The sequence below is a fragment of the Massilia sp. HP4 genome (genome assembly GCF_005222695.1).
Lineage (GTDB): Bacteria > Pseudomonadota > Gammaproteobacteria > Burkholderiales > Burkholderiaceae_D > Telluria.
This window is the reverse complement of sequence record NZ_STGG01000011.1, coordinates 210,017-231,935: the sequence shown is the minus strand read 5'-3', so window position 1 is coordinate 231,935 and position 21,919 is coordinate 210,017. Positions and strand designations below refer to the sequence as shown.

The window sequence follows — 21,919 nt, the reverse complement described above, 5'->3', positions numbered from 1 at the left end:
AGCGTGGCGAGCGCACGCTGCCGGCAAGCAAGGTGCACGCGAGAAAAGCCTGTTAAATCAAGGGAAGACGCCGTAGGAGAGGGCCGACGGCGGGGCGGGGGAGAGGCTTACGAGGAAATCGAGTGCTTGGCCATCAGGCGATACAGTGTCATGCGCGAGACACCCAGGTCGCGCGCGGCCTGGCTGATGTTGTTGCCGCTGCGCGCCAGGCTCTCGCCGATGGCGACGCGCTCGGCCGACAGGCGCGAGTTGCCGAGGCCTTCCTTGACCGGGCAGATCGGGCCGGCGCTGGGCAGGTCGAGGTCTTCCGGCATGATCAGGCGCTGCTCGGCCAGCACCATGGCGCGCCGCACCCGGTTGATCAGTTCGCGCACATTGCCCGGCCATTCATAGCGCGCCATGGCCTGCAGCGCTTCGCGGCTCACGCCCTTCAGTTGCGGGCTGCGTTCGGCCGCATACTTGTTGAAGATGAGGTCGGTCAGCAGCGGCAAGTCTTCCTTGCGTTCGCGCAGCGGCGGCACCCGGATCGGGAACACGCTCAGGCGGTAGTACAAGTCTTCGCGGAAGCGACCCTCGGCCACCGCCTGCGGCAGGTTGACGTGGGTGGCGGCAATCACGCGCGCATCGACCGCGATGGTGCGGGTGCCGCCGACGCGGTAGATCACGCGCTCCTGCAGGAAGCGCAGCAGGCTCGCCTGCAGGTCGAGCGGCAGGTCGCCGATCTCGTCCAGAAAGATGCTGCCGCCGCATGCCGCTTCGAGCAGGCCCTGCTTGTCGCGGGTGGCGCCGGTGAAGGCGCCGCGCTCGTGGCCGAACAGTTCCGAGTGGATCAGGGCCGGCGCCACGGCCGCGCAATTGATGGCGATGAAGGGGCCGCCCGCGCGCTGCGACTGCAGGTGGATCTCCTGGGCCGCGAGTTCCTTGCCGCTGCCGCTCTCGCCCGAAATCAGCACCGGCGCGTCGACCGCGGCGATCTTGTCGATGTGGGCGCGCAGGCGCTCGATGGCGCGCGAAGCGCCGTCGATGTGGCTGGCGCGCTGGGCGTCCAGGCGCCGCTGCGGCGGGATGGTCTTGGCCAGCGTCGCCATGCCGTGCGCATGGCCGAGCGAATGCTTCAGGCGCAAGGCGTCGACCGGACGCGTATGGAAATCGAACAGGTGGGCGGCGACCAGCTCGCGCAGCGCCGGCTGTTCGAGGCGTGGCGCATCGAATACGCCGATCCAGCGCGTGTGGTGGTGCTGGCGCAGGAAGCGCTCGACCTCGGCGTCGGCCGCGCCGTCGCTACGGTCGAGCAGCAGGCCGACCCCGTAGTGCTGCTGCGACAGGACCTTGCGCGCGGCGGCGATGTTCTCGACCACGCACACATCCCAGCCGGGTAGTTCGCCATGGCAGGCGCGCGCGCGTGCGCTACCTTCACTCGAAATGCATAACAGACGTTTAACAGACACCGTTGCCCTCGTTATCGCTGGTGTGGCCAGCTTCATTGTTGTGAGTCCCGGTGCGCGATGGCATGACTCATCCCTGTGGCAGCCGATTCCGTCGCGCGGGTTGCTGACACGAAAAGTATTGTTCCATTAGACCTGAAATGCATTTTCCATGGCGCACAAACATTAATAGAAACTTAATGACATGTGCAATCATGCATGTAGTATTTACTTTTACTTATGGATATCAATGCAATTCTGTTGGTTACGTGCTATCAATCTTACCGGGCTCGTCCCTATGCTGGAAGGGTTGCATGGGTCTGGCACCGCTGCTGAGCAGCCTGTTAGCGCTTTTCACGTTGTGCCCGTCCAACAAGGGCGTGTGAAAGATTCCATACCGCAGCAAATCGGGGCCACTCGACGCAGCCCCCCAATGGCGCGGCCCGTCCCCGGGCTGCTTGTATAATGCGGCAACACCCACCTGCTCTGCACATATGACCAATACCACCCACTTCGGCTACAAGACCGTCGCCGAGGACCAGAAGGTCCAGGAAGTCGCCAAGGTTTTCCATTCGGTCGCCTCGAAGTACGACGTCATGAACGACCTGATGTCGGCCGGGCTGCACCGCGCCTGGAAGCTGTTCACGATCGCCCAGGCCGGCGTGCGTCCCGGCTTCAAGGTGCTCGATATTGCCGGCGGCACCGGCGACCTGGCCAAGGCCTTCGCGAAGCAGGCGGGCAAGACCGGCGAGGTCTGGCTCACCGACATCAACGAGTCGATGTTGCGCGTGGGGCGCGATCGGCTCTTGAATAAAGGGCTTGTCACCCCAACCATGTTGTGTGACGCCGAAAAATTGCCGTTCCCAGACAATTACTTCGACCGGGTCAGCGTCGCCTTCGGCTTGCGCAATATGACCCACAAAGACCAGGCCCTGGCCGAGATGCGCCGGGTGCTCAAGCCGGGCGGCAAGCTGCTGGTGCTGGAATTTTCAAAAGTGATCGCCCCATTGCAAAAGCCGTACGATGTGTATTCGTTCTCGGTGCTGCCGTGGCTGGGCCAGAAGATCGCCGGCGATGCCGAGAGCTATCGCTACCTGGCCGAATCGATTCGCATGCACCCCGACCAGGACACCCTGAAGGGGATGATGCAAGATGTGGGACTGGAGCGGGTCCAGTACTTCAACCTGACGGCGGGTGTGGCCGCATTGCACACCGGTATCAAACTGTAGTTTCAATTCTAAGGACGGAGACGATGAAAAAATTCCTGGTCACGACGATGTTGGCAGTCACCGCGTTCGCGATGGTGGCGGACGCCTTCGCCCGACCAATGGGCGGCAAGCGTTCGATGGGACGGCAATCGCAGTCCGTGCAGCAGCAGGGCCCGGCCCCTGCGCCGGCCCAGAGCATGCAGCGCCAGACGCCGAATTCGGCTGCGCCTGCCGCCGCTGGCGCAGGTGCCGCGGGCGCGGCTGCTGCTGCCAAGAAACCGAGCATGATGCGTAATATCCTGGGCGGCGCACTGCTGGGCCTGGGCCTGGGCATGCTGCTGTCGCACCTGGGCATCGGCGGCGCGCTGGCAAGCGCGATCTCGGCGATCCTCATGATCGCGCTGATCGGCGGCGTGATCTTCTTCATCGTGCGCATGCTGCGTCGCAAGGACACGCCGGCCAATCCATCGGCGGCGACGTTCGGTGCCGGCTCCGGCTTCAAGCCGCAGCCGGCCGGCGCCGGCGCCACGCCAGAAATCGGCTCGGGCCTGCGTAACGGCCCTTCGGCTTTCCAGGGCAATGTGGCGCTCGATAAAGGTGGTGCAGCGGGCTTTGGCGGCGCTGCCGCCGCGCCGGCCTACCAACAATGGGGCGTGCCGAGCGACTTCGACAGCGAAACCTTCCTGCGCCATGCGAAGTCTTCCTTCATCCGCATGCAAGCGGCCTGGGACCGCGGCGACACCGACGACCTGCGCGAATTCACCGCGCCTGAAGTCTTCGCCGAGCTCAAGATGCAAATCCAGGAGCGCGGCGGCGTGGCCGACTACACCGATGTGGTCAATATCGACGCCCAGCTGCTGGGCATCGAAAAGACCGCGACCGACTACCTGGCGAGCGTGCAGTTCAACGCCATGATCCGCAGCGCGAAAGACGCGCTGCCGGAGCCATTCGTCGAAGTCTGGAATATGTCGAAGCCGCTGTCGGGCTCGGGCGGCTGGGTGCTGGCCGGTATCCAGCAAACGAACTAGTTTGGCGGAATTATTTTTCGATAAACATTCCGTGTCGCCGGGTTTGCGCCCGGCGAACTGGTAAGATCAAAACCGCCCGCGTCAACCCGGGCGGTTTTGTTTTTTAAGGGTCGTCCTGTTCATGTTGCCGAGTCTTTCCTCCCTGTCGCCGCAGCACGCGCTCACGCTGTCCGCGGTCGCCGCGATCAACCATTTGCTGGCCCAGGAAGCCTGGGCCCGGGCCCAGCTCGCGCGCCATGCCGGCAAGGACGCCTGCATCGACGCCGGCCTGGTCCGGCTGCGCCTGCACGTCGCGCGCGACGGCCTGCTCGAAGCCAGCCAGATCGACGCCGCGGCCAGCGTCACCATCCGCGTGAAGCCGGCCGACCTGCCGCTGATCGCCCAGGACCGCACGCGCGCGCTGTCGTACGTGAAGATCGAAGGCGACGCCGAGTTCGCCAACGTGATCTCGCAGCTGGCCAATGGCTTGCGCTGGGATGCCGAGCACGACCTCGAGCGGGTCGTGGGGCCGCTGGGCGCGCAGCGCCTGGTCGCGAGCGCGCGCCGCGGCGCCGAAGGCGCGGCCGAAGCGGGGCGGCGCCTGGCCGAGAACCTGGCCGAATTCCTGGCCGAAGAGCGGCCGGTACTGGTGCGGCCAGTCCAGCGCGAAGCCTTCGCCACCGACGTGGTGCGCCTGCGCGACGACGTCGAGCGCGCCGCCAAGCGCATCGCGCGCCTCGAGCAACAGCTGGCCCAGCGCGATGCCGCGCAATCTTCCACCCTGATTCTTGCCCGCGCAGATCACCATCCGGATCGTCGATGATATTGAAATTCCTGCGCCTGCTGCGCATCCTCACCGTCTTCACCAGGTATGGCCTCGACGAGATCGCCGTCACCAGCATCAATGCCCCGCGCACCGCGCGCCTGATGAACACCTTCTTCTTCTGGCGCACGATCACCTCGCCGCGCGCGATCCGCCTGCGCCAGGCGCTCGAAGAGCTGGGCCCGATCTTCGTGAAGTTCGGCCAGGTGCTGTCGACCCGGCGCGACCTGGTGCCCCCCGATATCGCCGACGAGCTGGCGCTGCTGCAAGACCGGGTGCCGCCGTTCGGTTCCGAGCTGGCCGTGGCCCAGATCACGCGCTCGCTGGGCGCCCATCCCGACGAGCTGTTTGCCCGGTTCGACCGGGAGCCGGTGGCCTCGGCCTCGATTGCCCAGGTCCACTTTGCCCAGCTGAAGGACGGCAAGGAGGTTGCGGTCAAGGTGCTGCGTCCCGGCATGAAGAAGCTGATCGACGAAGACATGGCCCTGATGCGGCTGGCGGCCAGCCTGATCGAACGCGTGTGGGCCGAGGCGCGGCGCCTGAAGCCGCGCGAAGTCGTGGCCGAGTTCGACAAATACCTGCACGACGAGTTGGACCTGATGCGTGAGGCCGCCAATGCCAGCCAGCTGCGCCGCAACTTTGCCGGGTCCGACTTGCTGATGGTGCCCGAGATGTATTGGGACTATTGCTCGAGCAGCGTGATCGTGATGGAGCGCATGGTCGGCATCCCGATCTCGCAGATCGACCGGCTGGCCGCGGCCGGCGTCGACCTCAAGAAGCTGTCGAGCGATGGCGTGGAGATTTTCTTCACCCAGGTCTTCCGTGACGGCTTCTTCCACGCCGACATGCACCCGGGGAATATCCTGGTCTCGACCGCGCCCGAGACCCTGGGCCGCTATATCGCGCTGGACTTCGGCATCGTCGGCACCCTGACCGATTTCGACAAGGATTACCTGTCGCAGAATTTCCTGGCCTTCTTCCGCCGCGACTACAAGCGGGTGGCCGAGGCGCACATCGAATCGGGCTGGGCGCCGTCGACCACGCGGGTGGACGAGCTGGAAGCGGCGGTGCGCGCCTGCTGCGAGCCGATCTTCGACCGGCCGTTGAAGGATATCTCGTTCGGCCAGGTGCTGCTGCGCCTGTTCCAGACCTCGCGCCGTTTCAATGTCGAGGTCCAGCCGCAACTCGTGCTGCTGCAAAAGACCCTGCTCAATATCGAAGGACTGGGTCGCCAGCTCGATCCCGATCTCGACTTGTGGAAGACCGCCAAGCCCTACCTGGAGCGCTGGATGACGGAGCAGGTCGGCTGGAAAGGCCTGGCCGAGCGCCTGCGCGCCGAGGCGCCGCGCTATGCCCAGATCTTCCCACAACTGCCGCGCCTGGTGCACCAGGTGCTGGAGCGCGAAGCGAAAGGGCAGTTGACCAACCCGCATGTGGGCAATGGCGACATGCTGGCGATGGTGCTGCTCGAGCAGCGGCGGACCAATCGCATGCTGGCGTTCCTGACCTGCATGGCGGCGGGGTTCGGTGTGGGGCTGGTGGCGCTGTACCTGCTGTAGGGTCGGCGGCTATGCCGCCGACGCGGTGATTGTTATCGACGCTGTTCTCGCTCAGGATGATCTCGCTGCCAACCATCACCGCGTCGGCGTCGAAGCCGCCAACCCTACGATCGGCACGCGTTCAATTGACGTCCGCGCAGCCACGGCGCCAAAAGAAAAAGCCCGCATACGCGGGCTTGGCAAGCTAGTGTTCTTGTACGGACCGCGCTGATGCAGGCATCGCGCAGTCTTCTGTTTCTTCTTTGCGGGGAGTGGCTGGTATTTCCAACCACCAACATTCGGTGAAGAAGGCCGTATTAAAACATCTGCGGCATGCTTGAGCAAACGAAACACTTGTTGACGATGGTGAAAAACAACATCGTTGCGTGCGCGCTTGCCCCGATCCCGAGTCTGTGCCAGCCGTTGCAGCCCCAAACGGCAAATCCCTGTGTAAAAGCTTTATAATTCAGGGTTTTGAAGATTTTTGCGGAGCACTCAGCATGCCGATTTACGCCTACCGCTGCGAAGAATGCGGTTTTACCAAAGATGTACTGCAAAAAATATCGGATCCGGTCCTGACCGTTTGCCCGTCCTGCGCCAAGTCGTCCTTCAAGAAACAGGTGACTGCCGCCGGCTTCCAGCTCAAGGGCAGCGGCTGGTATGTGACCGATTTCCGTGGCGGCACGCCTCCGGCCACCGGCACGGCCAGCAATGGCAATGGCGCCGGCAATGGCAACGGCGCCACACCGGTAGCGTCGACCGAGTCCAGCGCCCCGGCGGCTGCGGCCACGCCTGCGGCGCCGGCCACGCCGAGCGGCGGCGACAAGAGCGGCACCTGATCCAGGCGCGGCCTCGATGCCGCGCGCCAACAAGAACAACGGGAATCCGATGCGCAAATATTTCATCACCGGCTTGCTGGTCCTGGTGCCCCTGGTCATTACGGCCTGGGTCCTGAACCTGATCATCGGCACGCTCGACCAGTCGCTGCTGTTCGTGCCCGATGCCTGGCAGCCGCGCACCATGTTCGGCGTCGACGTACCGGGCTTCGGCGCGGTGCTGACCCTGGCCATCGTGTTCCTGACCGGCCTCTTGACCAACAACCTGGTCGGCAACTACATCGTGCGCCTGGGCGAGCGCCTGCTCAAGCGGGTGCCGGTGGTGAGCTCGCTGTACGGCAGCGTCAAGCAGGTGTCGGACACGCTGTTCTCGCCGTCGGGCAATGCCTTCCGCCAGGCCGTGCTGGTTCCGTATCCGCATGCCGATTCGTATACCATCGCCTTCCTCACCGGCGTGCCGGGCGGCGAAGTGGCGGGCCACCTGGGCGGCGACTACGTGAGCGTCTACGTGCCGACCACGCCGAACCCGACTTCCGGCTTCTTCCTGATGATGGAACGCAGCCGCGTGAAAGAGCTGGACATGACGGTCGATGCGGCCCTGAAGTACATCGTCTCGATGGGCGTGGTCGCGCCGGCCGAGGTGCCGGCGAATGCCCAGGCCGCAGCGATCAAGTAACACCGAATCAAAGAACAGAGGCCGCCCTCGATGGCGGCGCGAGCAATCAACCAACCTGGAACGAAAACTATGTCCACCATGCGTACCAACTACTGCGGCCTCGTGACCGAGGAACTGCTGGGCCAAACCGTCAGCCTGTGCGGCTGGGTGCACCGCCGCCGTGACCACGGCGGTGTGATCTTCATCGACCTGCGCGACCGCGAAGGCCTGGTGCAGGTGGTCTGCCATCCGGACAATGCCGCCGTCTTCAAGGCCGCCGAGCACGTACGCAACGAGTACTGCCTGCGCATCGTCGGCACCGTGACCAACCGCCTGGAAGGCACGGTCAACAACAACCTGAAGTCGGGCAAGATCGAGATCAACGCCAGCGAAGTCGAAGTGCTGAACGCCTCGGTGCCGGTGCCGTTCCAGCTGGACGACGACAACCTGTCGGAAACCACCCGCCTGACGCACCGCGTGCTCGACCTGCGCCGCCAGCAGATGCAGCACAACCTGAAGCTGCGTTATAAAGTCTCGATGGAAGTGCGCAAATACCTGGACAACCTGGGCTTCATCGACATCGAGACCCCGATGCTGACCAAGTCGACCCCGGAAGGCGCGCGCGACTACCTGGTGCCGTCGCGCGTCAACGCCGGCAACTTCTTCGCGCTGCCGCAATCGCCGCAGCTGTTCAAGCAGCTGCTGATGGTGGCCAACTTCGACCGCTACTACCAGATCACCAAGTGCTTCCGCGACGAAGACCTGCGCGCCGACCGCCAGCCCGAATTTACCCAGATCGACTGCGAAACCTCGTTCCTGACCGAACAGGAAATCCGCGACCTGTTCGAAGAGATGATGCGCGTCGTGTTCAGGAACACCACCGGTATCGAACTGCCGAACCCGTTCCCGGTGATGGACTTCGCCACCGCGATGGGCACCTACGGCTCGGACAAGCCGGACATGCGCGTCAAGCTCCAATTCACCGAACTGACCGAACTGATGAAGTCGGTCGAGTTCAAGGTGTTCAACAGCGCGGCAAACATGCCGAACGGCCGCGTGGTCGGCATGCGCGTGCCGCAGGGCGGTTCGATGCCGCGTTCGGAAATCGACGCCTACACCCAGTTCGTCGCGATCTACGGCGCCAAGGGCCTGGCCTATATCAAGGTCAACGAGAAGGCGAAAGGCCGTGACGGCCTGCAGTCGCCGATCGTGAAAAACCTGTCCGACGAAGTGCTCACCCAGATCCTGGAACTGACGGGCGCGCAAGACGGCGACCTGATCTTCTTCGGCGCGGATAAAGCCAAGGTCGTCAACGACGCCATCGGCGCGCTGCGCGTCAAGATCGGCCACTCGGAATTCGGCAAGAAGGCCGGCCTGTTCGACGAGGTGTGGTCGCCGCTGTGGGTGATCGACTTCCCGATGTTCGAATACGACGAAGACGGCGACCGCTGGACCGCGACCCACCACCCGTTCACCGCACCGAAGGACGGCCACGAAGACATGCTCGAGACCAACCCTGGCGCCTGCATCGCCAAGGCCTACGACATGGTCTTGAACGGTTGGGAACTGGGTGGCGGCTCGATCCGTATCCACCGCGAAGAAGTCCAGAGCAAGGTGTTCCGCGCGCTGAAGATCGACGCCGAGGAAGCGCAGCTCAAATTTGGTTTCCTGTTGGACGCGCTGCAGTACGGCGCGCCGCCGCACGGTGGCCTGGCCTTCGGCCTGGATCGCCTGATCACCCTGATGACCGGCTCCGAGTCGATCCGCGACGTGATCGCCTTCCCGAAAACCCAGCGCGCGCAGTGCCTGTTGACCAATGCGCCGTCGGAAGTCGACGAGAAGCAGTTGAAAGAGCTGCATATCCGCCTGCGTAACGAGCCGAAGGTGGCCTGAGGGTTGACTGGACGTGGGGTGGGCGGCGCAGCCGTCCGCCCCACGCTCAGCGACGGCTTATGAAGCCCCACAAGATCCCCGAGTCGGTGCTGGTCGTGATCTACACTTCCGATATGGAAGTGCTGGTGCTCGAGCGCGCCGACCGGCCGGGGTTCTGGCAGTCGGTCACCGGTTCGCTCGACGCGCCCGACGAGCCGCTGGAGCAGACCGCGGCGCGCGAGCTGTTCGAAGAGACCGGCATCGTCGCCGATGGCGAACGCATCGCCTTGCGCGACTGGCAGCTCGCCAATATCTACGAAATCTACCCTGTCTGGCGTCACCGCTACGCCCCCGGCGTGACCCACAATACCGAGCATGTGTTCTCGGTCTGCGTGCCGCGCGACATCCCCATCCTCCTCAGCCCGCGTGAGCACGTGAACCATGCCTGGCTGCCCTGGCTCGAAGCCGCCGACCGCTGCTTCTCGTCGTCGAACGCCGAAGCCATCCTGCAACTACCCCGGCACTTCCCGCAATGATTGCCCAAGGAAAATAAAATTTCCTAAATGCAGTTCTTTTGCGCAAAATCATCATTGAAATATCACATAGTTGAGCAATAAAATGACGTTTTTTAACAAAAGTACGTAGGTACTTTTTTAGGAAATCGTCTGTGCGCCGCCACGCACATGCGCTCGCTCAAGCGCATTCTCTCCTATGAAAATACATTTGATTACAGTTGAAGTGCTTTTTTGATAACAGTAGGAAATTTTGCATTTTGGTATTTGCACGAGATTTTCCACGTTTGACAGTTGTAAATGTGTGGATTAAGGTCAGCTGTTCACCCATGGTGAATTTTTGATGTGCAACTTTTAAGTGGATGATTCTGGGAGATAAAATGGATAACCTCGAACCGAATAGCGACAAGAAAGTTAAGGCAATCACCCTAGGGGACGACTGCATCTTCATCGACCTGTTCGACGGGCTGCGCCTCTGCGGCCCACTGGCGCCGCGCCAGGAGAAACAGGCCAAGCAAGAGAGTCGCCCGCGCCGCATGATCGTGTCGGGCCACGAGGCGGTGTACGACACCTCGCTTGCCATCGCCTGAATGCTCCAGCTAGTGAGTAAGAGCGCGACGGCTTGACGCCGACCGCCGCGCTCGGCGCCATGCTGGCTGGAGCGCACGATTGGGCCCGTTTCACGAGAACGCCGGTCCGATCCGGGTAGAATGTTCTTATGAAAATTCGTGTTGCCACCTACAACATTCATAAGGGCGTCTCGTCGCTGCGCAGCACGCCACGCGTGATCGCGCTCAAGAAAGCCATCGCCGAATTCGACGCCAACGTCGTCTTCCTGCAAGAGGTGCAAGGGCGGCACGACCGCTTCCAGGCACGCTACGGCAAGGAGGACCGCGGTCACCGCCACTGGCCAGAAACAGCCCAGTACGATTACTTTGCCGCCGACGCCCACCACACGGCGTACGGCATGAACGCCGTCTATGACCACGGCCACCACGGCAATGCGCTGCTGAGCTGCTGGCCGATCGAGAACTCGCACAACCACGACGTTTCCGACCATGCCTATGAGCAGCGCGGCATCCTGCACTGCATCCTGGGCGCGCCCGAATGCCAGGTGCACTGCTATGTGGTTCACCTCGGCCTGTTCGAGGGCAGCCGTGGCCGCCAGACGGCCTCGCTGATCGAGGCCGTCAACGCCTCGGCGCCGAATGGGGAGCCGGTGATCATCGCGGGCGACTTCAACGACTGGCGCAACACGCTCAGCGACAAGCTGCGCAATGCGCTGGGTGTGGAAGAAGTGTTCGACAAGCTGGGACCGCGCTCGCCGATGGGCGATATGGTGCGCAGCTGGGCCGGCCGCCAGCCGCGCCTGGCGCCGGCCCGCACCTTCCCGGCCATGCTGCCGTGGTTCAGGCTCGACCGCATCTATGTGCGCGGCTTCAAGGTCAACAGCGCCAAGGTGCTGCACGGCGCGCTGTGGGCCAAGCTGTCCGACCACGCGCCTATCGTGGCCGAGCTCGAGCTCACACAAGGGCCATGCGCAGTCTGACCTTTGTCGACGATAACGACATCACGCTGCTCCAGAGCGGTATTGCTTTTTTCCCGGCGCTGATCGAAGCGCTCGACGCCGCCCAGCATGAGGTGCTGTTCGAAACCTATATCTTCTCCGAAGACGAGACTGGTGCGGCCGTGCGCGACGCCCTGGCGCGTGCGGCGCGGCGCGGGGTGAAGGTGCGGGTGCTGGTGGACTGGTTCGGCACCGGCCAGCGCTGCTGCGGCCGGCTCGGCCCCATCCTGCTCGAGGCCGGCGCCCAGTACCGCGTCTTCAATCCCTGGTGCCGGCGCGGCATCGCCCGTTCGCACCGCAAGATCGCCGTGATCGACCGCGCCGTCGCCTTTGTCGGCGGCATCAACGTCAACGACGACTGGCTGTGCGACCATGCCGACGGCCACCGCCTGCCGGCGCCGCGCTGGGATTTCACGGTGCGCGTGCGCGGGCCGCTGGTGGCCCAGATCCACCACGAGGCGCAAGTGCAGTGGACGCGCTCCGGCCGCCTCAAGCTGCGCAAGCGCTTCCAGTTGTTCCGCGAGATGCGCAAGCAGCCGATTCCCTCTTGCGAAAGCCCGGCCCGGGCCGCATTTGTGGTGCGTGACAACCTGCGTAACCGCAGCACGATCCAGAAAGCCTACCTGCATGCGCTGGGACATGCGCGCCACAGCGTGCTGCTGGCGACGCCCTATTTCGCGCCGGGCCGCAAGTTCCGCAAGGCGCTGGCGCATGCCGCGCGGCGCGGGGTGCAGGTGACCTTGCTGATCGGGGTAGGGGAGTTCAGGATCCAGGACGCGGTCGCGCATTCCTTCTATCCCAAGCTGCTGGCCGACGGCATCCGCGTGGTGGAATACCGCAAGACCCAGCTGCATGCGAAGGTGGCGGTGGTCGACGACGACTGGGCCACGGTCGGTTCCAGCAACTGCGACGGCCTGTCGCTGTTCCTGAACCAGGAGGCCAATGTCGTGGTGCTCGATCCCGTGTTCGCGGCCACCATGCGCGCGCATATCGAGCGCGGCATTGCCGATGGCAAGGAGGTCTGCCCGCAGGAGTTCGCGCATATCGGCTGGCTGCGCCGCGCCACCTATGGCATGGCTTATATGATGTACAAGCTGGTGATGCGGGTGGTCACGTTCGGCTACACCTAGGGATTATTTGGAAGACATATGGAAAACGACAACGTACGAATCGACAAATGGCTGTGGGCGGCGCGCTTCTTCAAGACCCGCTCGCTGGCCCAGGACGCGGTGGATCGCGGCCGAGTGAGGATCGGCGGCGAGCCGGTCAAGCCGTCGCGCGCGGTGAAAGTGAACGACAAAATCCTGATCGACAACGGGTCGGATCGCTGGGAAGTGATCGTGGCCGCGATCTCGGGTTCGCGCGGCCCGGCGCCGGTGGCGCGCACCCTGTATTTCGAGACCGACGAGAGCATCGCGCGGCGCGAGAACGACAAGACGGCGCGCCGGCTGTACCCCGAGCCGAGCATGGAGATCAAAGGTCGGCCGACCAAGCGCGACCGTCGTGCGATGGAGCGCGTGGGCGAGGAATGAACGGGTCGTGATATGCCTCGCGATGCACTCCATCAATGGGATATCCCAATCCTCAAAAATGCTGTACCTTTATAGCTGAAACAACAAAATCCGCCTGCCACCTACGGTGGCCGGGCAGATGCGCTCCACGGTGCCTTCTCCAGGCACCGATCGTTGTCTTGCATCAATAGAACGCCACCTCTAAGTTCCCGTTTGACATTCCTCGGCTGATAGATAATAGTACGAGCGTTCGGATTTTTTTCGATTCAGGGGAAGCTATCAGTACTTCAGCAAAATTCATGCGCAAGGGCGAACAGACGCGGGCCGCAATCCTCGACGTCGCGCTCGAACTCGCCAGCCGCAACGGCCTCGAAGGCTTGACCATCGGCCTGCTGGCCGACAGGATGAGCATGAGCAAATCGGGCGTGTTCGCCCACTTCGGCTCGCGCGAAGACCTGCAGCTCGAAGTGGTCAAGCTCTACCACCACCGCTTCGAGCAGGAGGTGTTTTACCCGAGCATCAAGGAAGCGCGCGGCCTGCCGCGCCTGGTGGCGATGTATACCCGCTGGGTCAAGCGCGTGTCGGTCGAGATCGCGTCGGGCTGCATCTATATCAGCGGCGCGGTCGAGTATGACGACCGCGAAGGCCCGATCCGCGAGCAGCTGGTGTCGATGGTGCGCGCCTGGCAAGAGGCCTTGCTGCGCAGCGTGCAGCAGGCGGTCGAGCTCGGCCACCTGCGCAAGGACCTCGATGCCGCCCAGCTGGTGTTCGAGATGCACGGCCTGATCCTGGCCCTGCACCACGACGCCCGCTTCCTGCGCAATCCAGGCGCGGTCGAACGCGCACGGGCCGCCTTCGAACGCCTGGTCGAGAATTACCGCAAGCCCCAACTACCGCAAGACCATCAGGCGGCATGAGCCGCCTGCCACGTCCAACATCTTTACCCTCGTTCAGGAGATAACCATGGGTCAGTACGTCGCGCCAATCCGGGATATGCAGTTCGTTCTGCACGAATTCCTCAACGTCACCGAAGAATTCAAGAATCTGCCAAAGTACTCGGAGATCGATACCGACATCATCAACCAGGTGCTCGAGGAAGGCGCGAAGTTCACGCAAGAGGTGCTGTTCCCGCTGAACCACTCGGGCGACCGCGAAGGCTGCCATTTCAATGCGGCCGATAAAACCGTCACCACCCCGAAGGGTTTCAAGCAAGCCTACCAGCAGTACGTCGAAGGCGGCTGGGCGGCGCTGGCCTGCGATCCTGAATACGGCGGCCAGGGCTTGCCGATCACCCTGAACAACTCGTTCTACGAGATGCTCAATTCGTCGAACCAGGCCTGGTCGATGTATCCGGGCCTGTCGCACGGCGCCTATGAGTGCCTGCTGGAACACGGCACCGATGACCAGAAACGCCTGTACCTGCCAAAGCTGGTCTCGGGCGAATGGACCGGCACCATGTGCCTGACCGAAGCGCATTGCGGCACCGACCTGGGCCTGTTGCGCTCGAAGGCCGAACCGCAGGCCGACGGCACCTACCTGATCACCGGCTCCAAGATCTTCATCTCGGCCGGCGAACACGATATGTCCGAGAACATCGTCCACCTGGTGCTGGCGCGCCTGCCGGACGCCCCTGAAGGCTCGAAAGGCATCTCGCTGTTCCTGGTGCCGAAGTTCCTGCCGCTTGACGACGGTTCGCTGGGCGAGCGCAATGGCATCGCCTGCGGCGCCATCGAAGAAAAGATGGGCATCCACGGCAATTCGACCTGCCAGATGAACCTGGATAACGCCCGCGGCACCCTGATCGGCCAGCCGCACAAGGGCCTGCAGGCGATGTTCGTGTTCATGAACGCGGCGCGCCTGGGCGTGGGCATGCAGTCGCTGGGCCTGACCGAAGTCGCTTACCAGAACGCGCTGGCCTATGCCAAGGACCGCATCCAGATGCGCAGCCTGTCGGGCCCGAAAGCACCGGACAAACCGGCCGATCCGATCATCGTGCACCCGGACGTGCGACGGATGTTATTGACGGCTAAAGCCTACGCCGAAGGCGCGCGCGCCTTCTCGTCGTATGTCGCGCTGCAGATCGACCGTGAGCTGAACCATACCGACGAAGACGTGCGCAAGGAAGCGGCCGACGAAGTGGCGCTCCTGACCCCGATCATCAAGGCCTTCATCACCGACAACGGCTGGATCGCCACCTCGGAAGCGATGCAGGTCTACGGAGGCCATGGCTACATCGCCGAATGGGGCATGGAGCAGTATGTGCGCGACGCCCGCATCAATATGATCTACGAAGGCACCAACACCATCCAGTCGCTGGACCTGTTGGGCCGCAAGATCTTGATGGACAACGGCGCCAAGCTGCGCAAGTTTGGCGAGAAGATCAAGTCGTTCGTCGAAGACAACGGCCTGGATGAACAGCTGTCCGAATTCGTGACCCCGCTGGGCGAACTGGGCGACAAGGTCACCAAGCTGACCATGGAAATCGGCATGAAAGCCTTCCAGAACCCGGACGAAGTGGGCGCCGCCGCCGTGCCTTACCTGCGCGTGGCCGGCCACCTGGTGTACAGCTACCTGTTCGCGCAACAGGCCAAGATCGCGCTCTCCAAGCTCGATTCGGGCGACAAGTTCTATGAATCGAAGCTGGCGACCATCCGCTTCTACTTCGCGCGCCTGTATCCGGAAACCGCGATGCTGATCCGCCAGGCACGTTCGGGCGCCGCGAACCTGACGGCGCTGGACGCCGAACTGTTCTAACCATCACGCCGAGCTCAATTAAGGAATACTTACATGTCCAATTTCATCGTCAAGAAAGTCGCCGTGCTGGGCGCCGGCGTGATGGGTGCGCAGATCGCCGCCCACTGCGTGAACGCCAAGGTGCCGGTCGTGCTGTTCGACCTGCCTGCAAAGGACGGCAACAAGAACGGCATCGTCCTGCGCGCCATCGAGAACCTGAAGAAACTGTCGCCGGCCCCGCTGGGCAACAAGGATGACGCGGCCCTGATCGAAGTGGCCAACTACGAGGACAACCTCGACGTGCTGGCCGGCTGCGACCTGATCATCGAAGCCATCGCCGAGCGCATGGACTGGAAACACGACCTGTACGCCAAGGTCGCGCCTCACATCGCGCCGCATGCGATCTTCGCCTCGAACACCTCGGGCCTGTCGATCGAGAAGCTGGCCGAAGGCTTCGACAGCGAACTGAAGGCGCGCTTCTGCGGCGTGCACTTCTTCAATCCGCCGCGCTATATGCACCTGGTGGAACTGATCCCGACCGAAGCTACCCGTCCTGAAATCCTGGACCAGCTCGAGACCTTCCTGACCTCGACCCTGGGCAAGGGCGTCGTGCGCGCCAAGGACACCCCGAACTTCATCGCCAACCGCGTCGGCATCTTCGGCATGCTGGCCACGATCGTCGAAGCCGAGAAATTCGGCCTGTCGGTCGACGTGGTCGACGACCTGACCGGCGCCAAGCTCGGTCGCGCCAAGTCGGGCACCTTCCGCACCGCGGACGTGGTCGGCCTGGACACCATGGGCCATGTGATCAAGACCATGCAAGACAACCTGAAGGACGATCCGTTCTTCAATGTCTACAAGACGCCTGACATCCTCGCCAAGCTGATCGAGAAGGGCGCGCTGGGCCAGAAGACCGGGGCCGGCTTCTACAAGAAGGTCGGCAAGGAGATCCAGCGCCTGGACTTCGCGAGTGGCGAGTACGTCGCCGGCGGCGCGAAAGCCGCCGACATCGTCGGCCGCATCCTCAAAGAGAAAGACCCGGTCAAGAAATTCAAGGCCATGCGCGATTCGACCAATCCGCAGGCGCAGTTCCTGTGGGCGATCTTCCGCGACGCCTTCCACTACATCGCGTTCCACTTGGACACGATTGCCGACAATGCGCGCGACATCGACTTCGCGATGCGCTGGGGCTTCGGCTGGAGCGTCGGTCCGTTCGAGACCTGGCAAGCTGCCGGCTGGACCCAGATCGCGCAGTGGGTGAAGGAAGATATCGACGCCGGCAAGGCGCTCAGCGACGCACCGCTGCCGGCCTGGGTGTTCGAGGGTTCGGTTGCAGAGAAGGGCGTGCACACCGCTGAAGGTTCGTACTCGGTCACCAAGAACGCCTACGTCCCTGTCTCGGACCTGCCGGTCTACAAGCGCCAGCAGTTCCGCGCACCAGTGATCGGCTCGACCACGACCGACGCGAAGACCTTCGGCACCACCGTGTTCGAAGACGACTCCGTGCGCCTGTGGCACTCGGACGACGAGATCCTGGTCATCTCGCTCAAGACCAAGATGCACGTCATCGGCGATGGCGTCATCAAGGGCATCCAGCGCGCCTTGAAAGAAGCCGAGCAGGGCTTCAAGGGCATCGTCATCTGGAATACCGACGCGGCCGAAGGCGGCGCCTTCTCGGCCGGCGCCGACCTGCAATCGGCCCTGCCGGCCTTCATGGCTGGCGGCGCGAAGGCGATGGAGCCGATCGTGCGCGAGCTGCAGGACACCTTCATGGCGATGAAGTATTCGAACATCCCGGTCGTGGCCGCAGTGGCCGGCCTGGCGCTGGGCGGCGGCTGCGAGCTGGCGCTGCATGCGTCCAAGCGCGTGGCGTCGATCGAGTCGTATATCGGCCTGGTCGAAGTGGGTGTCGGCCTGGTGCCGGCCGGCGGCGGCCTGAAAGAAGCAGCGCTGCGCGCGGCGAATGAAGCCAAGGGCAACGACATCCTGCAATTCCTCAAGAACGGCTTCATGAACGCGGCCACCGCGCAGGTGTCGAAGTCGGCGCTGGAAGCCAAGGCGATGGGTTACCTGAAAGAGGACGACGTCATCGTCTTCAACGCGTATGAACTGCTGCACGTGGCGAAAACCACCGCGCGCGCCATGTTCGACGCCGGTTACCGTGCGCCGGCGCGCCGCACCTTCCCTGTGACCGGCCGCTATGGCTGGGGCACGATCCGCGGCCAGATGGTCAATATGCGCGACGGCGGCTTCATCTCGGCCTATGACTACCACCTGGGCGACACCATCGCCGAGATCGTGACCGGCGGCGACATCGACCAGGGCAGCGTGGTGAGCGAACAGTGGATCCTCGACCTGGAACGCCGTGCCTTCGTGGCGCTGCTGAACAATCCGAAGACCCAGGAACGCATCATGGGCATGATGCAGACCGGTAAGCCAGTCCGCAACTAACGCTGACGACAGAACAGGACTACTGACATGAGCAAACAACTTCAAGACGCATACATCGTCGCAGCGACCCGTACCCCGATCGGCAAGGCGCCGCGCGGCATGTTCAACAAGACCCGCCCGGACGACCTCCTGGTGCACGCGATCCGCGGCGCCATGGCCGCCGTGCCGAACCTGGACCCTTCCTTGATCATCGACGCCATCATCGGATGCTCGTTCCCCGAGGCCGAGCAGGGCTTCAACGTGGCACGTAACGCCGTGGTGCTGGCCGGCCTGCCGAACACCGTGGGCGGCGTCACCGTCAACCGCTACTGCGCATCGGGCATCACCGCGCTTGCGATGGCGGCCGACCGCATCCGCGTGGGCGAAGCCGACGTGATGATCGCCGGCGGCGTCGAATCGATGTCGATGGTGCCGATGATGGGCCACCACCCGTCGATCAATATGGAGACCTTCAAGGACGAGAACGTGGGCCTGGCCTACGGCATGGGTTTGACGGCCGAGAATGTCGCCAACCAGTGGAAGATCTCGCGCGAAGACCAGGACGCCTTCGGCCTGGAATCGCACCGCCGCGCCATCGCCGCCCAGCAGGCCGGCTACTTCAAGGACGAGATCACCCCGGTCGAAGTCATCACCCGCACGCCGAACCTGGCCACCGGTGAGATCAGCATCAAGAAGCGCACCGTGGATGCCGACGAAGGCCCGCGTGCCGACGCTTCCGCGGAAGGCATGGCGAAACTGAAGCCTGTGTTCGCGGCCAAGGGTTCGGTCACCGCCGCGACCTCGTCGCAGATGTCGGACGGCGCCGGCGCGCTGATCGTCGTCAGCGAAAAGATCCTGAAGGAGCACAACCTGACCCCGCTGGCCAAGTTCTCGTCGTTCGCCGTGCGCGGCGTACCGCCGGAAATCATGGGCATCGGCCCCAAGGTCGCGATCCCTGCAGCGCTGGCCGCCGCCGGCATCACCCAGGACCAGCTGGACTGGATCGAGCTGAACGAAGCCTTTGCCGCCCAGGCATTGGCCGTGATCCGCGACCTGGGCCTGGACACCAGCAAGGTCAACCCGATGGGCGGCGCGATCGCCCTGGGCCACCCGCTGGGCGCGACCGGCGCGATCCGCGCCGCGACCGTCGTGCACGCGCTGCGCCGTAACAACCTCAAGTACGGCATGGTGACGATGTGCGTCGGCGCCGGCATGGGCGCCGCAGGCATCATCGAGCGCGTCTAGGCGACATGGCGGCATCGCCGCCGCCGCATTTCAAGCGTGGGCGGGACATCCAAGCACCCGACGTCAATGCCGCGAGCGTGACGGTGGGTGGGCGGGTCTCCCGCCCACGCGTCCAGGCAACGCACGAACCCATGTAGGGTTGGCGGCTGCGCCGCCGACGCGTCCAACCAACGCAAGAACAACCCCGGAGACACCAGCATGACCATCCGCCTCACTAAAGCCGACGGCATCCTCACCATCGAATTCAACCGCGTCGAGCGCAAGAACGCGATCACCGGCGCGATGTACCAGGCCATGGCCGATGCGCTGCGCGACGCCGAGCAGGATGCCTCGGTGCGCGCCATCCTGATCACCGGCCAGCCCGAGATCTTCACCGCCGGGAACGACCTCGACGACTTTCTGAACAACGTCGGCGAAGGCGCGATGACGCCCGAGCGCCCGGTATTCCAGTTCATGACCGCGCTGGAAGGCGCAAGCAAGCCAGTGGTGGCGGCGGTCGCCGGCGCCGCGGTCGGCATCGGCACCACCTTGCTGATGCACTGCGACCTGGTCTACGCCGCCGACAACGCCAAGTTCTCGATGCCGTTCACCCAGCTTGGCCTGTGCCCGGAATTCGCTTCGTCGCTGTTGGTGGCGCAGTCGGCCGGCTACACGCGTGCGGCAGAGAAGCTGCTGCTGGGCGAGTCGTTCGTGGCCCAGGAAGCACTGGAGATGGGCATCGTGGCCCGCGTGCTGCCGGCCGCCGAGCTGCTGTTCTTCGCCCAGGGCCAGGCTGCCAAGCTGGCCAAGCTGCCCCCAGCGTCGATCCGCACCACCAAGGCGCTGATGAAGCGCGCACGCGGCGCGCTGGTGAAAGAGACCATCGCCGCCGAGAACGAGCGCTTCAGCGCCATGCTGACGGGCGCCGAGGCCAAGGAAGCGTTCACCGCCTTCTTCGAGAAGCGCAAGCCGGATTTCAGCAAGTTCGACTGAACCCGATGATGCCGGGCCTCACTTCGCCTCGCGCGGCGGATTGAGGCTCTTGCTGTAATACCCCGACGGGTCGAAACAACAGACCCGCTTCTTGCCGGAAGCGAGCATGTGGCCGGCGTCGGCCACGCGCTTCAAGCGGGTCTTGGACTGCTTGGCCGATTCGATCCAGTGGACCCAGTCGATGCGGGCAATGGTGGTGGTGGCGTCCCAGGTCTCCCTGGCCGGCGGCGATGCGTCGAGCACCTCGTCCAGTTCCGGGGGCACGGGAGGTTCAAGCTCCTCCGGTGCAGGGGATACGTCGAGCGTGACCGTATCCCCGATCGCCACTCCGGCTGCTTCCATCAGCGGCGCCGGCACCCTGAACCAGTGGCTCAACTGCCCGTCCGGCTCCAGAGTCGCCTGGAATGGGCGGCCATTGATCGTGCCTTGCATGCTGGTGCGGCCGCGGCGGGGGAAGGCGTCGCTGGCGAGCTTCGGCAAGACGACAAATGCCCAGCCGTCGTCTCCCTGCGGATCCACAGGGCGGCATAACACGGCTTCAAAACGTGACTGGGTGGCGGCGTGTGGCATACATCCTCCGGTTGGCACATCATCGCCCCGATGCCGGCGACGCAAGAGACGACATCGCATTGACCAGGGCGTCGAACGTCGCGCGGCAGCTGGCACTCTCGCGCAAATCCTCGTGCATCGTCACCCAGCTTTCAAGCGATATCGCAAACGCGGCTGGCAGGACGCGCACCAGGTCCGGGCTGCGGCATGCCAGGGCCGCCGGGCACATGCCGATGCCGGCGCCGGCACGGATCAGCGCCAGTTGCGCCAGGTCGTTATCGGTGCGCAGCGAAAGGTTCGCGTGCTGGAACTGCGGCCATTGCTGTAATGCGTCGCGCACGAAAGGCGTGCCGCGGTCGTAGCCGATCAGCGTGTGGCTGGACAGGTCCGCGAGCTCGATCGGCTCGCCATGCCGCGCCAGATAGCCGGCGCTTGCATGCAGGCCCCACTCGATCGTCCCGACGCGGCGTGCAATGAGCTGCTCTTGCGTGGGCCGCGTCACGCGCACGGCGATGTCCGCCTCGCGATGCAGCAAGTCCTGCACGTGGTTGGCGATGACGAGTTCGATCCTGACGTCGGGATGGCGTTCGCGCAATGCCGCAATTACGGCCGGCATGACTTCGACGCCGACCCACTCGCTGACGCTGACCCTGACCGTCCCCCGGACGCCATCACCGAGACTGCCGGCCGTTCGCTCCAGGGTGGCGGCGATGGCTTCCATCGCGCGTGCGTGCGGCTGCAGCGCGAGGGCGGCTTCGGTCGGCAGGAAGCCGGTCTGCGAACGGGTGAACAATACCAGTCCCAGCGCGTCCTCGAGCGCCGCGATATGGCGCCCGACCGTGGGCTGGGCCATGCCGAGCACCCGGGCCGCGCCCGACAGGGAGCCCTCGCGCAGGACGTGCGAGAAGCTGCGATAAAGTTCCCACTCGATCAAGCCGGCATCCCCAAGGTATACGAATTTGCATAGCTGGTAGATCAGCGCATGCAATTCCAAACTAGCCAAGCATGCATCAGTATGTCTTCATCGTCAACCAGGG

Annotated in this window: 20 protein-coding genes; 17 read left to right on the top strand and 3 right to left on the bottom strand. The window is 63.8% G+C overall.

The features are described from left to right. Positions 1 to 107 precede the first annotated feature (107 nt). Positions 108 to 1,448: a sigma-54 dependent transcriptional regulator gene (locus tag E8M83_RS04895; RefSeq protein ID WP_137172266.1), complete on the bottom strand. Its 1,341-nt coding sequence runs from the start codon at positions 1,446 to 1,448 to the stop codon at positions 108 to 110. 470 nt (positions 1,449 to 1,918) lie between these two features. Between E8M83_RS04895 and ubiE the strand changes: the two genes are divergently transcribed. The 17 genes from ubiE (at position 1,919) to E8M83_RS04810 (ending at position 20,333) form a co-directional block, all read left to right on the top strand. Then, on the top strand, positions 1,919 to 2,653 hold the full coding sequence (ubiE, locus tag E8M83_RS04890; protein WP_137172265.1) for a bifunctional demethylmenaquinone methyltransferase/2-methoxy-6-polyprenyl-1,4-benzoquinol methylase UbiE: 735 nt from the start codon (positions 1,919 to 1,921) through the stop codon (positions 2,651 to 2,653). A gap of 23 nt (positions 2,654 to 2,676) precedes the next feature. After that, positions 2,677 to 3,660: a Tim44 domain-containing protein gene (locus tag E8M83_RS04885; protein ID WP_137172264.1), complete on the top strand. Its 984-nt coding sequence runs from the start codon at positions 2,677 to 2,679 to the stop codon at positions 3,658 to 3,660. Positions 3,661 to 3,781: 121 nt separating this feature from the next. Beyond that, a complete protein-coding gene (locus tag E8M83_RS04880) occupies positions 3,782 to 4,462 on the top strand; it encodes an SCP2 domain-containing protein (RefSeq protein ID WP_137172263.1) in 681 nt (226 codons plus the stop codon). After that, on the top strand, positions 4,459 to 6,021 hold the full coding sequence (gene ubiB / locus E8M83_RS04875) for a ubiquinone biosynthesis regulatory protein kinase UbiB (protein ID WP_137172262.1): 1,563 nt from the start codon (positions 4,459 to 4,461) through the stop codon (positions 6,019 to 6,021). Before E8M83_RS04880 ends, ubiB begins: the two co-directional genes overlap by 4 nt. A gap of 479 nt (positions 6,022 to 6,500) precedes the next feature. Beyond that, positions 6,501 to 6,839: an FmdB family zinc ribbon protein gene (locus tag E8M83_RS04870; protein ID WP_137172261.1), complete on the top strand. Its 339-nt coding sequence runs from the start codon at positions 6,501 to 6,503 to the stop codon at positions 6,837 to 6,839. A gap of 49 nt (positions 6,840 to 6,888) precedes the next feature. Continuing rightward, a complete protein-coding gene (locus tag E8M83_RS04865) occupies positions 6,889 to 7,512 on the top strand; it encodes a DUF502 domain-containing protein (RefSeq protein WP_137172364.1) in 624 nt (207 codons plus the stop codon). Between the two features lie 69 nt (positions 7,513 to 7,581). Further along, positions 7,582 to 9,384: an aspartate--tRNA ligase gene (gene aspS / locus E8M83_RS04860; RefSeq protein ID WP_137172260.1), complete on the top strand. Its 1,803-nt coding sequence runs from the start codon at positions 7,582 to 7,584 to the stop codon at positions 9,382 to 9,384. 59 nt (positions 9,385 to 9,443) lie between these two features. After that, entirely contained in the window at positions 9,444 to 9,899 is a 456-nt protein-coding gene (nudB, locus tag E8M83_RS04855) for a dihydroneopterin triphosphate diphosphatase (RefSeq protein ID WP_137172259.1), read from the top strand. 356 nt (positions 9,900 to 10,255) lie between these two features. Next, on the top strand, positions 10,256 to 10,465 hold the full coding sequence (locus E8M83_RS04850) for a hypothetical protein (protein WP_137172258.1): 210 nt from the start codon (positions 10,256 to 10,258) through the stop codon (positions 10,463 to 10,465). Between the two features lie 128 nt (positions 10,466 to 10,593). Then, complete coding sequence (locus E8M83_RS04845) at positions 10,594 to 11,424, top strand: endonuclease/exonuclease/phosphatase family protein (protein ID WP_137172257.1); 831 nt, start codon at positions 10,594 to 10,596, stop codon at positions 11,422 to 11,424. Next, the gene (gene clsB / locus E8M83_RS04840; RefSeq protein ID WP_137172256.1) at positions 11,412 to 12,572 is read left to right on the top strand and encodes a cardiolipin synthase ClsB; all 1,161 of its coding nucleotides are present in this window, start codon (positions 11,412 to 11,414) and stop codon (positions 12,570 to 12,572) included. The genes E8M83_RS04845 and clsB overlap by 13 nt, the downstream gene beginning before the upstream one ends. An 18-nt stretch (positions 12,573 to 12,590) precedes the next feature. Then, a complete protein-coding gene (locus tag E8M83_RS04835; protein ID WP_137172255.1) occupies positions 12,591 to 12,974 on the top strand; it encodes an RNA-binding S4 domain-containing protein in 384 nt (127 codons plus the stop codon). A gap of 278 nt (positions 12,975 to 13,252) precedes the next feature. Further along, positions 13,253 to 13,870: a TetR/AcrR family transcriptional regulator gene (locus E8M83_RS04830; protein ID WP_137172254.1), complete on the top strand. Its 618-nt coding sequence runs from the start codon at positions 13,253 to 13,255 to the stop codon at positions 13,868 to 13,870. Between the two features lie 46 nt (positions 13,871 to 13,916). Continuing rightward, complete coding sequence (locus tag E8M83_RS04825) at positions 13,917 to 15,707, top strand: acyl-CoA dehydrogenase C-terminal domain-containing protein (RefSeq protein ID WP_137172253.1); 1,791 nt, start codon at positions 13,917 to 13,919, stop codon at positions 15,705 to 15,707. Positions 15,708 to 15,740: 33 nt separating this feature from the next. Then, a complete protein-coding gene (locus E8M83_RS04820; protein WP_137172252.1) occupies positions 15,741 to 18,137 on the top strand; it encodes a 3-hydroxyacyl-CoA dehydrogenase/enoyl-CoA hydratase family protein in 2,397 nt (798 codons plus the stop codon). Positions 18,138 to 18,164: 27 nt separating this feature from the next. Continuing rightward, the gene (locus tag E8M83_RS04815) at positions 18,165 to 19,361 is read left to right on the top strand and encodes an acetyl-CoA C-acyltransferase (RefSeq protein ID WP_137172251.1); all 1,197 of its coding nucleotides are present in this window, start codon (positions 18,165 to 18,167) and stop codon (positions 19,359 to 19,361) included. Positions 19,362 to 19,559: 198 nt separating this feature from the next. Beyond that, the gene (locus tag E8M83_RS04810; protein ID WP_137172250.1) at positions 19,560 to 20,333 is read left to right on the top strand and encodes an enoyl-CoA hydratase; all 774 of its coding nucleotides are present in this window, start codon (positions 19,560 to 19,562) and stop codon (positions 20,331 to 20,333) included. An 18-nt stretch (positions 20,334 to 20,351) separates the two neighbouring features. Here the strand turns inward: E8M83_RS04810 and E8M83_RS04805 are convergent, their stop codons facing one another. Then, the gene (locus E8M83_RS04805) at positions 20,352 to 20,903 is read right to left on the bottom strand and encodes a YdeI/OmpD-associated family protein (RefSeq protein WP_137172249.1); all 552 of its coding nucleotides are present in this window, start codon (positions 20,901 to 20,903) and stop codon (positions 20,352 to 20,354) included. Positions 20,904 to 20,922: 19 nt separating this feature from the next. Then, positions 20,923 to 21,816: a LysR family transcriptional regulator gene (locus E8M83_RS04800; protein ID WP_229491424.1), complete on the bottom strand. Its 894-nt coding sequence runs from the start codon at positions 21,814 to 21,816 to the stop codon at positions 20,923 to 20,925. Positions 21,817 to 21,919: the final 103 nt, after the last annotated feature.

Coding starts and splice junctions, on each gene's coding strand:
- ubiB (WP_137172262.1), top strand. CDS start 4,459: ATGATATTGAAATTCCTGCGCCTGCTGCGCATCCTCACCGTCTTCACC.
- E8M83_RS04820 (WP_137172252.1), top strand. CDS start 15,741: ATGTCCAATTTCATCGTCAAGAAAGTCGCCGTGCTGGGCGCCGGCGTG.
- E8M83_RS04865 (WP_137172364.1), top strand. CDS start 6,889: ATGCGCAAATATTTCATCACCGGCTTGCTGGTCCTGGTGCCCCTGGTC.
- E8M83_RS04835 (WP_137172255.1), top strand. CDS start 12,591: ATGGAAAACGACAACGTACGAATCGACAAATGGCTGTGGGCGGCGCGC.
- E8M83_RS04845 (WP_137172257.1), top strand. CDS start 10,594: ATGAAAATTCGTGTTGCCACCTACAACATTCATAAGGGCGTCTCGTCG.
- aspS (WP_137172260.1), top strand. CDS start 7,582: ATGTCCACCATGCGTACCAACTACTGCGGCCTCGTGACCGAGGAACTG.
- clsB (WP_137172256.1), top strand. CDS start 11,412: ATGCGCAGTCTGACCTTTGTCGACGATAACGACATCACGCTGCTCCAG.
- E8M83_RS04880 (WP_137172263.1), top strand. CDS start 3,782: ATGTTGCCGAGTCTTTCCTCCCTGTCGCCGCAGCACGCGCTCACGCTG.
- E8M83_RS04810 (WP_137172250.1), top strand. CDS start 19,560: ATGACCATCCGCCTCACTAAAGCCGACGGCATCCTCACCATCGAATTC.
- E8M83_RS04815 (WP_137172251.1), top strand. CDS start 18,165: ATGAGCAAACAACTTCAAGACGCATACATCGTCGCAGCGACCCGTACC.
- E8M83_RS04805 (WP_137172249.1), bottom strand. CDS start 20,903: ATGCCACACGCCGCCACCCAGTCACGTTTTGAAGCCGTGTTATGCCGC.
- E8M83_RS04825 (WP_137172253.1), top strand. CDS start 13,917: ATGGGTCAGTACGTCGCGCCAATCCGGGATATGCAGTTCGTTCTGCAC.
- E8M83_RS04850 (WP_137172258.1), top strand. CDS start 10,256: ATGGATAACCTCGAACCGAATAGCGACAAGAAAGTTAAGGCAATCACC.
- E8M83_RS04870 (WP_137172261.1), top strand. CDS start 6,501: ATGCCGATTTACGCCTACCGCTGCGAAGAATGCGGTTTTACCAAAGAT.
- E8M83_RS04830 (WP_137172254.1), top strand. CDS start 13,253: ATGCGCAAGGGCGAACAGACGCGGGCCGCAATCCTCGACGTCGCGCTC.
- nudB (WP_137172259.1), top strand. CDS start 9,444: ATGAAGCCCCACAAGATCCCCGAGTCGGTGCTGGTCGTGATCTACACT.
- E8M83_RS04885 (WP_137172264.1), top strand. CDS start 2,677: ATGAAAAAATTCCTGGTCACGACGATGTTGGCAGTCACCGCGTTCGCG.
- ubiE (WP_137172265.1), top strand. CDS start 1,919: ATGACCAATACCACCCACTTCGGCTACAAGACCGTCGCCGAGGACCAG.